The sequence below is a fragment of the Pseudomonas sp. FW300-N2F2 genome (assembly GCF_017351655.1).
GTDB classification, from domain to species: Bacteria; Pseudomonadota; Gammaproteobacteria; order Pseudomonadales; family Pseudomonadaceae; genus Aquipseudomonas; species Aquipseudomonas fluorescens_AA.
In genome coordinates this window covers 2278199-2290469 of record NZ_JACNDQ010000001.1, presented here as the reverse complement: position 1 = coordinate 2290469, position 12271 = coordinate 2278199, and the positions used below count along the sequence as shown (strand labels likewise).

9 protein-coding genes and 3 pseudogenes are annotated in these 12271 nt (G+C 58.2%); 3 read left to right on the top strand and 9 right to left on the bottom strand.

The genetic code is table 11. The annotated features are described in order from the left end of the window. Nucleotides 1-8: 8 nt before the first annotated feature. From J4E63_RS10160 to J4E63_RS10130, 8 genes and pseudogenes are all read right to left on the bottom strand, one after another. Complete coding sequence (locus J4E63_RS10160) at nucleotides 9-521, bottom strand: chemotaxis protein CheW (RefSeq protein ID WP_207281830.1); 513 nt, start codon at nucleotides 519-521, stop codon at nucleotides 9-11. A 3-nt stretch (nucleotides 522-524) separates the two neighbouring features. Next, the gene (locus J4E63_RS31225) at nucleotides 525-1604 is read right to left on the bottom strand and encodes a methyl-accepting chemotaxis protein (RefSeq protein WP_404943329.1); all 1080 of its coding nucleotides are present in this window, start codon (nucleotides 1602-1604) and stop codon (nucleotides 525-527) included. A 33-nt stretch (nucleotides 1605-1637) separates the two neighbouring features. Then, nucleotides 1638-2045: pseudogene (locus tag J4E63_RS31220) on the bottom strand (HAMP domain-containing protein); the annotation flags it as partial. A gap of 891 nt (nucleotides 2046-2936) precedes the next feature. After that, entirely contained in the window at nucleotides 2937-5066 is a 2130-nt protein-coding gene (locus tag J4E63_RS10150) for a chemotaxis protein CheA (protein WP_207281828.1), read from the bottom strand. A gap of 16 nt (nucleotides 5067-5082) precedes the next feature. Next, nucleotides 5083-5400: a lipid asymmetry maintenance protein MlaB gene (locus tag J4E63_RS10145; protein ID WP_060742938.1), complete on the bottom strand. Its 318-nt coding sequence runs from the start codon at nucleotides 5398-5400 to the stop codon at nucleotides 5083-5085. Nucleotides 5401-5432: 32 nt separating this feature from the next. Continuing rightward, entirely contained in the window at nucleotides 5433-5801 is a 369-nt protein-coding gene (locus tag J4E63_RS10140; RefSeq protein WP_013692986.1) for a response regulator, read from the bottom strand. An 11-nt stretch (nucleotides 5802-5812) separates the two neighbouring features. Beyond that, a pseudogene (locus tag J4E63_RS30870) lies at nucleotides 5813-6415 on the bottom strand (methyl-accepting chemotaxis protein); the annotation flags it as partial. An 826-nt stretch (nucleotides 6416-7241) separates the two neighbouring features. Next, nucleotides 7242-8496: pseudogene (locus J4E63_RS10130) on the bottom strand (HD-GYP domain-containing protein). 247 nt (nucleotides 8497-8743) lie between these two features. On the opposite strand from J4E63_RS10130, the gene J4E63_RS10125 reads away from it, so the two are divergent. Then, nucleotides 8744-8866 carry an OprD family outer membrane porin gene (locus tag J4E63_RS10125; RefSeq protein ID WP_256587119.1) on the top strand — a complete coding sequence of 41 codons (123 nt, stop codon included), beginning with the start codon at nucleotides 8744-8746 and terminating at the stop codon, nucleotides 8864-8866. A 38-nt stretch (nucleotides 8867-8904) separates the two neighbouring features. Here the strand turns inward: J4E63_RS10125 and J4E63_RS10120 are convergent, their stop codons facing one another. After that, entirely contained in the window at nucleotides 8905-9870 is a 966-nt protein-coding gene (locus tag J4E63_RS10120) for an AraC family transcriptional regulator (protein WP_207281827.1), read from the bottom strand. Between the two features lie 188 nt (nucleotides 9871-10058). Here J4E63_RS10120 and J4E63_RS10115 point away from each other — a divergent pair, with 188 nt between their 5' ends. Together J4E63_RS10115 and J4E63_RS10110 are read left to right on the top strand one after the other, a co-directional pair. Continuing rightward, nucleotides 10059-11243, top strand: coding sequence for an aldo/keto reductase (locus J4E63_RS10115; protein ID WP_207281826.1), 1185 nt, complete (start codon nucleotides 10059-10061; stop codon nucleotides 11241-11243). A 247-nt stretch (nucleotides 11244-11490) separates the two neighbouring features. After that, nucleotides 11491-12192, top strand: coding sequence for a hypothetical protein (locus J4E63_RS10110; RefSeq protein ID WP_207281825.1), 702 nt, complete (start codon nucleotides 11491-11493; stop codon nucleotides 12190-12192). Nucleotides 12193-12271: the final 79 nt, after the last annotated feature.

Below are 12271 nucleotides of genomic sequence, written 5' to 3'. Positions count from 1 at the left end.
GCGACGACTCAATGCAACTGGCTGGCGATCTCACGGACACACAGCACCTGGTCGAGCTGAAGCACCGTCAGGAACGCCCCTCGCACCTTGACCATCCCTCGAATGAAGTCTTCACGGATCCGGTTCCCGATCGCTGGCGCGGCCTTGATGTCGGCCAGCTCGATTTCAATCACCTCGCTCACAGAGTCGACGACGATGCCCAGCACGTGGGGTTCGCCTTCCTGGATCAACTCCAGGATAACGATGCAGGTCCTGTTGCCTTGCTGCGTGGTGCCCTTGCCAAAGCGCGCCTGCAGATCGATCACAGGGACCACCGAACCGCGGAGGTTGATCACCCCGCGGATAAAGTCCGGCATCATCGGTACGCTTGTCACCTGGCCGTATTCGATGATCTCGCGCACACACAAGGTATCGATTGCATAGACCTCCCTGGCGGACACGAATGTCAGGAATTGCAGGAACTCGCTGTCGCAAGGACTCTGCGGCGCATACTCGAAATGACTCACGACTGCAGCGTCCATGGCTCAACTCCCGAAGCGAATGAAACCGCCTTCCTGGGCATGCTCACTGCTTTGCATACCGCCCAGACTGGAAGAAGCGGCCCGAGGAACGGCAGACACCGCCACCCGACCCTGCAGGGTGAAAAAGCCCATCAACTCCTGCAACTGTTCGGCCTGGCTGCTCATTTCCTCGGCGGTGGCGGCCAGCTCCTCGGAAGCCGAGGCGTTTTGCTGAGTGATCTGACTCATCTGCGACATGGCGGTATTGATCTGCTCGGAACCGATGGACTGCTCTTCAGATGCAGCGGCGATCTCCTGGACCAAATCGGAAGTCTTGGTGATCGAGGGCACGATTTCATCCAACAGGTTGCCGGCCCGTTCAGCCAGGGCAACACTGCTTTTGGCCACCTGGCCGATTTCCTGTGCCGCGACCTGGCTACGCTCGGCGAGTTTGCGCACCTCAGCGGCGACGACCGCAAAGCCCTTGCCATGTTCACCGGCACGGGCCGCTTCGATGGCCGCGTTGAGCGCCAACAGATTCGTCTGATAGGCAATCGAGTCGACGATCCCAATCTTCTCCGCGATGGTTTTCATGGCCGAGACGGTGTCCTTGACGGCCTGCCCACCCTCGCTCGCTTCCTTGCTCGCCTTGCCGGCCATGCCATCGGTCACCTTGGCATTCTCGGTGTTCTGCGAAATCGACGCCGACATTTGCTCCATCGACGCCGACGTCTCTTCAACCGACGCCGCCTGTACCGAAGCCGACTGACTGATGCTCTGGGCCGTGGCGGAGATCTCTTCCGAGGCACTGGACAGCGAATCGGCGGAGCTGCGAACTTCGCCAATGATCTGCGAGAGTTTGCTCACCGTTTCGTTGACCGCGCTCTTCAGGTCTTGCAGGCTGCCCTGGTAATCACCTTTGACGCTGCGGGTCAGGTCACCACCGGACAGGGCCACCATGACCTCCATCGCCTCGCTGAGCGGCGCAACAATCGAGTCCAGCGTGCTATTGATCCCCGCCACGATGCGGCGGAAATCCCCTTGATGGCGAGTACTGTCCGCACGGGTATCGAGCCGGCCGACCACCGCATTCTCGCTGAGCATCTGGGTATCTTCGATCAGCGCCTGGATGTTGCGGCGCAGTTGCTCGATGTTGTCGTTGATAAAGGCTTTTTTGCCGGGGAACTGGGCCAGGGGCGCCGACAGGTCGCCTTCACCGAAAGAACGTATGCAAGCCATGGCCTGTTTTTTCACGCTGATGTGGCCATCGACCATGTCGTTGATGCCTTGGGCGATCTGACGGTACGAGCCTTGGAATCGCTGTACGTCGATATGCACATCGATGTCACCTTTCTCATGCTCGTCCGACATGTGACGCATCTCTTCGATCAACGCCATGATGGTGCTGCGCAGATGCTCGATGGTGACGTTAATGAACGCCTTCTTGCCGGGGAACGCTTGCAGAGGCGCCTGCAGATCGCCCTCGCTGATCGACTTGATGCAGGCCATCGCTTGCTTCTTGACGTTGATATGTCCGGCAACCATGTCGTTGATACCTTGCGCCATCAGCCCATAACTGCCAGCGAAGCGTGCCGCATCGATCTGCACGTCGATGTCGCCTTTGTCGTGCTCCGCGGACATCTGGGTCATATCGCTGATCAACTGATTCAAGGTCCCGCTCAGGCGGTCCATGGAGCCCATCAGTCCGGTACGTTCAAGGCCATTGCTACTGCCTTGCACGTCCAACTGCCCGGCCACGAACCGCTCCGCCAACAGGCGTACATCGTCGGGCTCGCCACCCAAGGTGTGCAGCAGCCGGCGTACCAGGAAGAAACCGATCAAGCCGATCACCAGCAAGGTGGCGCCACCGACCAAGGCAATGCTGTAGATCGCCGTCTGTTCGGTCGACGCCGCAATCGCTGCATTTTTTCGTCCCAGGTCCAGGTTGTGCTGGCGGATATCACTCAAGGCCGAAGTGACCTTTTCACGTGTCACGTCCAGGTCGAGCAGCACGGTGCGGGCTTCAGGGGCTGCATTGCGCAGGGCGTTGTCGAAACGCTCCACACCCCGGTTGTACTCGTTGACCGTGCTGCGCAAGGCGCTGAGCAGCGTCGCATCACGATCGTCGGAGACGAACTCTTTCTGGTAGCGATCGAGTGCCTGGAGTACCGACTCCTTGTCACTTTGCTGGGAATTGCCGGCAGGTCCGGACAGGCTCTGCCATTGGCGGCTGTGGCTATCCGCAAGGGCCAGGGCCACATGATCCAGCAACTGCAGGCTGGGCACGGTATTGACTTGCGCATAGCTGGCGGTGCTCCTGACCCCACCCATCAGATAAAGACTGAGACTGACCAGGACCAGGATGCCCAACAGAGCAGAGGCGACCAGCAGCGAGATATTTTTTTTGACGGTCATGATGCTGTACTCCAGGGAAAACTATTGAGTCAATTCAGGGCTGAGGGTCGTACCGTGCTTCTGTCGGCTGACGACTTGCCCGAGTAGTTTGGGAATATCCAGGATCAACGCGACTGCTCCGTTCCCCAGGATGGTGAAGCCGCCCAGTCCATGAGCTGTACCGAAAATCTTGCCCAGCGGCTTGATCACCGTCTGGAACTCACCCAGCAATTGATCGACGACCAGGCCCACCCGCATCCCCGCGTAATGCACCACCACGATGTTTTCACGGCCATGGTTAGGCTCATCGATGGCGAACATCTCGCGCAGGCGCAGGACTGGAAGCACCGAGCCCCGCAGGTCGAGGAATTCTTGATTGCCGTAGTCGTCGGTCGACAGTTCGATGCACTCCTCGACCAGGTCCAGAGGCACGACATAGGAGGCATTGCCGACCCCGATCAGAAAACCATCGATGATGGCCAGGGTCAGCGGCAGGCGGATACGCACCGTGGTGCCCACGCCCTCCTCGCTTTCCAGATTGACCGAGCCGCGCAGGGCAACGATGTTCCGTTTGACGACATCCATTCCCACGCCGCGCCCGGACAGGTTGCTGACCTGGTCGGCCGTGGAAAAGCCGGGTTCGAAAATCAGATTGAGAATGTCGCCGTCAGCCAACTGTTGCCCTTCGGCAACCAGGCCGCGCTCCATCGCCTTGGCCAGGATGCGTTGTTTGTTCAGGCCACCGCCGTCGTCACTGACTTCAATGACGATGCTGTTAGCCTCGTGATAGGCGTTGAGGCGAACCGTACCCTGCTCCGGCTTGCCACGGTCACGACGCAGTTGGGAGGCTTCTATGCCGTGGTCCATGGCGTTGCGCACCAGGTGGGTCAGGGGGTCGCCGATGCGCTCGACCACCGTCTTGTCCAGCTCGGTCTCGGCGCCAAGGACCTGCAAGGCAATGTCCTTGCCCAGTTCCTTGGAGACATCGCGCACCACCCGCTGGAACCGGTTGAATGTGCCGCCAATCTGTACCATTCGCAGGGTCAGGGCACAGTCGCGCACCTCCTCGACAAGACGCGAGAGCGAACTCGTCGTTTCAATCAACTCGCCGATACCACTTTGGATGGCTCCCAGGTTGGCGCCAGCGCCGGCGATGATCAGTTCGCCCACCAGGTTGATCAATTGATCCAGTTTTCCGGCGTCGACCCGAATCAGATTACCTTCGGCCGGACGGGCCTCTTTTGCCACCCGGCTCTTGGTCGCGTCATCGCGCGTCGCCTGGTCTGGCACCACGGGGGCAACCGCAACGGTCGTCGACTCGTCAGAAGACGAACCGGCCAGCCATGCCTCACGGGTCACGGAACCACAGGCGACAAAGGCCTCTACCATGGCATCGGGCTCAGCTTCGAGACGGCCGATCAACGCCCGGAAACCTGCCAAGTCGCCGTTGCACGGCAACACGCAGATCTGGCTGCCCTCGCGAACAAAGTCGAAGGCCCCTTCAATGGTGGCCTGGCCGGCATCGCTGACAAACCCCAGTTCAAACCCCAGGTAACACGCTTCCGGATCCATCGTCGCGATATCCGGCATGCCATCGGTCATGCATACAACTGCACTGATTTGGCCAAAACTGTTGAGGTAGCGCAGCAACGAAAGCGGATCCATGCCGTTACGCAGGACGTCCGGACACAGGCGAAGGGACAGATGCCAACGCGCGGCACAAGCCGATTGCGGCGGCTCGATCGGTACCTGGGACAGCTCCGGTTCGTGACGGTTTTCCAGGTAACGGTTGAGACGCTCGACCAACGCCGCGCCCTGCCGCTCATGCTCTGCGGTCATGCCTTGCAAGTCACCGTGGCTGGCAAGCAATTCAATCAGCGTGCACAGGTGGTCCCGCACTTCCAGGAACAAGGCACTCAGCGACTCGTCCACCCGCAGTTCATGTCCACGGACCCGATCCAGTACGCTTTCCGCCACGTGGGTAAAGGCAACGATCGGCGTGAAACCGAACAGGCCGGCGGAACCTTTGATGGTGTGGGCGACGCGAAACAGCGCGTTGATGGTGTCCACATCGTCCGGCGCCTGTTCGATCTGCAGCAGCGCGTCTTCCATCAGGAGCAAGAGCTCCTGGCTTTCGGCGATGAACGTCTGTAGCACGTCGTCCAGATTCATGGGCGAGCTCATGGTTTCAACCTCTCTGCTGACGAGGCGTGGCCGACTCGTCGAAAAAGTTGTGCAGCCCACTCATATCCAGTGCATCGAGCACCGCTGTGCTGGGATTACTCAGCAACAGACTGGAGCCGTGGCGCAGTGATTCCTGCTTGATCAGCACCAGCAACTGGAGCCCGGCGGTATCCATTTCGTCCACGCCCCCCAGATCCATTTCGACTTCCTGAGCCAAGGGAAACAGCTCCAGCAACAGGTCTTTGCGTTCAGCGGCGGTGTAAATGGTCAGCGGCCCTTCGAGAACCAGAATCCGACGCAGACAAGCCGTGGTGTTTGTCATGACAACCTCCTTTCCAGGGACTCTGGGCAGCGCTAAGGCATGATCAGTTTGGAGACGGCGCCCAGCATCTGAGCCGGCTGGAAGGGTTTGACCATCCAGGCCTTGGCACCGACGGCCTGGCCCTGTTGCTTCATGGCCTCACCGGTTTCGGTGGTCAGCATGATCACGGGCGTGAACTTGTAGGCCGGCAGCTGTTTGGCGGCCTTGATGAAACTCAGGCCATCCATGTTCGGCATGTTCACGTCACTGACAATCAAGTGGATCTTGCGTCCGTCGAGCTTGGTCAGGGCGTCGCGGCCGTCGACACCTTCGATGACCTCGTATCCGGCGCCCTTCAAGGTGATACTCACCACTTGGCGAATGGAAGCAGAGTCATCGACAATCAGGATGGTTTTGCTCATGGGGAAACTCCCTAGAAAAAAGTGATCTCGGATGAAGGACTGCTCACCACAGGCTTACCGTGATGGATCGCGTGCTGTTCAGGCATCGTGTAGGTGCTTGCCAGTTGCTCAAGCCAGGTATCAGCGATAATCGGGGCAGGCGTACCGCCGGCGAGGGCCAGTTGCTGGCGTTCGGCGATATGCGCATGCAGTTTGCAAAGATCGTTGTTGACCAGGGAAAGCATCTGGCCCACCCGGTCCTGGAACTGCAGGGCGACCAGTACCCCCGATATCTCAGTGGCAACGTTTTCGCTTTGCTGCTGAAGACTGCTGCTGGTATCGACGATGGCCTGGGCGTTGTGCCGGAAGTGCTCGATCACCTGGGACACCAGTTGCTCTGACTGAGCCAGGGTTTGCGAATCCTGCTGCGCCTGATGCCGGGAAAGCTCGACGGTGCGGGAGATGGCAGCATTGACAGTGTTCACCGTTTCACTGATTTTCTGCCCCGTCTCCCCGGATAAGCTGGACAGCTTGCGCACTTCATCCGCCACTACCGCGAAGCCGCGCCCGGCATCTCCTGCCCGCGCCGCTTCAATGGCAGCGTTGAGCGCCAGCAAATTGGTCTGTTGGGCGATATCACCGACGAACTTGGCCATTTCCTGCAGCTGCGAAGTGAAGTCGGAAAGGAGCAAGACCTCCTTGAGCTCCGACTCCTTGCGCAAAAGCGCGTCGCGCAGGGCAACCATGATCGAATCCAGGTCCCGCTGGCCAACTTCAAGGATTTCCAGCAACCGAGCTCCCGAACTCTGGCCTGCGCCATGGGAAGCAGAAGCACTGATGTCCCCCGACAACGTCGCGAAGCGGTTGCTCAGCTTGAGGATCGATTCCTCGCTGAGGATGCGCGCCGCTTCGATCTGGTGGCTCCAGATCGGCAGTACCTGCGCGCACACTTCGCCCAGCCCTTCATCGGGTGAAACGGCCAGCGGGAGGTGACCTGGCTGATCGTCTTGCCGGGCGTGCAAACGGCTGCTCGCTAAACGCTTGCTCCACATGCCCATGAACAGCGAGCCCAGCAGGACAAAAGCGCAACTGGCTGCACTGCGCAGGGTGAAGTCCGCGTTGATCAGAATCGCGGCGCAACCGAGCACTCCCGTCAAACCCGCAGGCAGCAGCATCAAGATCAGGGGGGAGGAAATTACCTGTCCTTTCACCTTCATCTCTCCAGTTCAGTGCGGATCCGGCGGGATCCTGCGCAAGAGCATCCACCCTTGGGATGCCCGGTTTTGTTGGCCTGAAGAGATAATGGCCAAGTAGTGGCAGCGAAACTATCGGAGCATCCTGATTTGCAGCTAAGGATTGCGGCTGCGTCGTAGGAGAATTCCTACACCCCAGTGACAACCCCCCAAAACGCAAAAAAAACCAGCGACAAGCGCTGGTAAGAAAACTCAGGCTCGCATCGCGCTACCCAAAATGCGCCTCGCTGCCTTGCACCCTGCCGGCCCAGAGCGCTTCAAGGCTCTTGAAACCCCAGGTTTTCTCCGACTCGAAGCTGACAATCCTGTCCTGCCCGCAGGCCAGATCAACGCTTTCGGGCGGCAGCGGCGTGCGACTCGACGCCGAGAAGAACACCTTCACCATGGGCGTGAGCAAGCATTCGGTGTGCTGTTCCATGACCACCGCCAACCTGCCGCTTTGCAGGCGCACCAACGCGCCCACCGGATAGATACCAATGCATTTGACGAAGGCGTGAAAGACTTTCTGATCGAAATGCCCAGTCCATCCGGCCATTTTTCGAATGGATTCGGCCGGGCACCAGCGATCTCGATAAGGTCGGTCGGACGTCACGGCGTCATATACATCGCACACAGCGGCCACGCGCGCGAATAGGCTGATTTGGGTTCCGCACAACTTATGGGGATAGCCAGTGCCGTCCACCTTCTCATGGTGATGCAGACAAACATCCCGCACTCGGGCAGTGAAATACCTGCTGTCGGCCAGCATCCTGGCTCCCGCCTCAGGGTGGGTGCGCATCGTCGTATATTCGTTGTCATTCAAGGCTAATGGCTTAGCCAGAATAGCCGTGGGTATCGTCATCTTGCCCACGTCATGCAGCAAGCCAGCCAACCCGGCTTCTTCCACCAGCGACGGTGGTAGATCCAGTTGACGAGCCAAACCAATCATCAACCCACAGACCGCGACGGAATGCATGTAGGTATATTCATCGGCGTTCTTGAGGCGCACCAGACTGATCAGTGCGTCAGGATGACGTAGCAGCGAGTCGGATATTTCACCCACCATGTCCGTGACGCGATCGAGCTTAACGATACGCCCCATTCGCAAATCGCCGAACATCTCCATGACCGCAGTCTTGGACCTGGAGCAAAGCTTGAGCGCCCTCGACAACTCTTCACTCATCGACACCCGGGGATGGGGGCCGGCGGCTTGCGCACAAGATTGTGTCAGACGCACAAGGAGGTTGCCGTCCACCATGATCCGCCTGCACAAGGCTTTCCTCAGGCGCAGAGGCCGGCACATCCGCCCCCTTTGAAGGGTCGATCCATGCACCGACGATGCCCGACACAAGGATTTTTTCCAACACCTCTTCATTCTGGATCAGGAAGCTGTTGTTCCAGAACGGACGTTCTACACAGGAACCAGATAGCTCCTGGACATACATTCCTACGCAAAGATCGGTCACGCCGATATGTTTCAGCACGATGCAGATCCCCTTTCTATCCCCAACCGTCTTCCCTGAATTGTCCGAACTCAATCACCAAGCGCGGTATGTCTTGGATTGGTTTCAGGATGCCACTCCGGCCTTTGAATAATAGCCATGAGCCACCCTTCATAAAATCGGAGCAGTCCTATTTAGACTAGGAATTGAGGATGATGGCGTAGGGATTTCCCTACAAACACCGAGCATACTGGGAACGGTTTTCCAACGCGCCGCGCTGAAAAATGCCGTGATCCAGAACGGACCGTTGAAAAACCTGTCATTCCGCCTGCGCCAGGCGACCTATCGCAACTCGTTCAGTGGCGACGTCGACGACGTCAGGTTCATCACTCAGTACCCGATCAACCTGTAAGACGAAGGGCCCGGAGGGCTGTCACCTCCGGGCTCCTTTCATTTTTCCCGTGCGCGCTTGATGTCTCTCGAGGGAGGCGCTCCGAAGCGCCGGGCATATTCGCGGCTGAATTGGGCGACGCTTTCATAGCCTACTCGCAACGCGGCGGTGTTCACGTCTATCCGCTCGGTCAACATAAGGCTACGCGCGGCTTGCAGTCGTAGCGATTTTTGATACTGAATGGGGCTCGTGCCTGTCAGCTTGCGAAAGCGATGATGCAGCGTGGAGCTGGCCATGCCGGATCGTTCGGCGAGGTCGGCCACCTGCAACGGTTTATCGTAGTGATATTTCAGCCATTCAACGGCTCTCACGATGCCGCTATCCCGGTAACCATCGCGAGTGACGCTGCGCAACAAATGCCCCGCTTCACTGAGCAGCAGCCTGCCGTATATCTCCCGCTTGATAAGGCCTGACATCAAGCCTGCTTCAAGTGGCCGTTCGATCAGCGTGGCCAGTCGAGCGAACGCATCGAGCATCTCACTCGTCGCCACACCGGATACGAAGCCCCGCGCCTCAGTAGCCATTTCCTGCTTTGGCGGCTCGAGGGTCAGGATCACCTCATTGAGCATGGAAAAATCGAGCTTCAACACAACGGATAAGTAGGGGGTTTGCTCGTTAGCCGCGGTCACGCGAGCCAGTGTGGGGATATCGACCGATGTGACGAAAAACGTCCCTTGCCCGAACTCACAGGCTTGCTCGCCGAACGAAATCTCCTTCGCGCCCTGCAGGATAATGGCCACGCAAGGTTCATAAATGCAGTACGTGGGCGTACCTAGCTCGGCCACTCGATAAAAGCTCAAGCCTGGAATCGACGTCGTGCAAACCTCGTTCAAGCCAATTTGCAGGGTGACTTTTTCGACAAGCCGTTTGAGCGCCTGGGAGCGTTCAGTGGGCTGCACGGGGTCGCGCAAGGTCAGGGAGTCCACACGGCTGAAACCGAACTGCGAGAAGGAACCGCTCGTCATCACATGCCCCCCAATTTACGGAATGTTCGAGTCTGCTGAGAGTGCGTGACCAACACAAGAGCATCGGCAGGATTGTGCAAAAGATATGGCGAATTAGGGTCACTCGGCCAACCCTCGTTGTTCTAACTTCTAGTCCGTGAACCGGCTTCGATGATCCCGTGAAACCTTGGTCGCGAAAGGAAAGTTGGATGGACAGACGAGATTTTCTTACTTATTCGGCAGTGGGTACTGTTGCAGCCGCTTTGCTGCCAGCATCGGGTGTCGCAAGTTCGCTGGCTCCTGCCCCGGTGCCCTCTTCGCTGACGGAGCCCGGAAGCGTGATGCGTACCGAAGGACGGATCGTGCGCGCAGACCTGCCCGTCAATTTACCCTCGCATGCAATGCGATACATGACGCCTCAACGCTTTGGTATGGGCGGGACGCAGATCGGCAATATCTTTGCGCCGATCAGCGACGAGCAGGCGAACTCGGTTCTGCAGGCTGCTTGGGAGGCAGGTGTAAGGCTTTACGACACTTCGCCGTTCTACGGGTTTGGCCTGAGTGAATATCGTCTAGGCCGCTTCCTGCGCGGCAAAAATCCAGACGACTATGTGGTGTCCACCAAGGTCGGTCGCGTATTGACGGCCGCTGGTGGCCGGCGCGCGGACCATGCTATCTGGAAGTCGCCGGCGCCCTTCAACTACCGATATGACTACACCGCGGCAGGCGCGCGTCGTTCCGTGGAAGACAGCCTGCAGCGGCTGGGGCTGCCGCGTATCGATATCGTCTTTATCCATGACATCTCGCCAGATAACACCGAACTGGAAGGTGGTTGGGAAGCGGCGTACCGAATTGCGCGCTCAGGGGCGATGGTCGAGCTTGAAAAGATGCGTGATGAGGGCCTCATCAAGGCATGGGGCTTCGGAGTCAATACGCCAAATGCCGTGGTTCAGGCAGTAGCCGGTTATGACCCGACTCCCGACATCGTGTTGCTTGCCTGCCAGTATTCCCTCCTTGACCACAGCGAGGCGTTGCGCAACACCTTTCCGGCGTTGAGCAGGAAAGGCACCAGCGCTGTGGTTGGAACACCACTGAACGATGGATTTCTGGGAGGGCGCAGCCGCTATAACTTCAGCCCGGATCTGCCTGCCGGAGCGGTGGAAAAGCGCGCGCGAATCATGGCGGTTGCCAGAAAACATGGCATCGACATTCATACTGCCGCCCTGCAGTTCGCGGCAGCACATCCGCAAGTGTCCGCGATCATTCCAGGTGCCCGCTCACCGGGACAGATAGTTTCCAATGTGCAGGCAATGAAGGTCGGTATCCCAGCAGCCTTTTGGGAGGAGCTGAAGAGCCAGGGTTTGATCGATGCTCAAGCACCGGTTCCTTCCTGATCAGGGTCTGCACCCGTGCTACCTGCTGATGTGACGCTATCGTCGCTAGCCTCATTCAACCCGAGGCGGGTTTAAAACGCCTCCTCTTGGTTGCAGCAGCGAAGCACTAGAACTTTACCGAAGCGAGCTTGAACGTCTAATCGCGGCAACCACTTGTATCCATAACGTTGAGAATTCAAGGACCTTATTCTTCAGCAAATAAACTGTGCACGCGTTCAAATAAGAACGCTAGCCTAAGGTCGTAATAATGAACAGACGAACGTCACTCCTGATTTTCGGCGGCCTACTTGCATTCTCCAGCAGTGGTCACTTACTCGCGGACACACTTGCCCTTAGCGTTCCGTTGCCTCATCCACTCCCACAGCTAAAGGTGCTGACATTCCTTGTAGGCATACACCTGCTTGGTATGAGCTTTGGTCTCGGCGGGGCGACGATGCTAGATCTCTGGATCTTGCGCTGGATGCGCAAGGGTAGCCTCCCCGTTGAAATCGGACGCACTTTTCACTTCATCAGCGGCGCAGTCACTCTTGGACTATGCCTCCTGTGGCTCTCAGGCCTTGGTTTCCTTGCCCTTTACGCGATGGAGTCGCCGGAAAAGTTTGAAAACCCTAAACTTTGGGCGAAGGTCATTGTGGTGAGCGTCCTGACCATCAATGGAATAATCATCCACGCGTTTGTGTTGCCAGAGGTACTACGCGACATGAGTCGGCCGCTGCTCTTTGGAGTCTCCCGCAGGAGAGCTACCTTGTTTCTCGCATCCGGTGCAGTTTCGGGGGTGTCTTGGTACACAGCTTTCGCCTTCGGCATTTTTCGAGAGTTAAACAACAGCGTCACATTCACCCTGCTGGTCATCATGTGGCTTACGCTGATAGCAGCCGCCTCTCTCGCCGCAATTCTTCTTTATACCTTCTTGAGGTCGTTGTTAGAAGTTAGAGCTGACTGGAAATAGCACCTGTGGCGACCGAGCAAACGGTGCTGGTACGCTGTTGGTTGCAACGTTGTTGCGTAAAGCGCCCTCGCGCGATTGC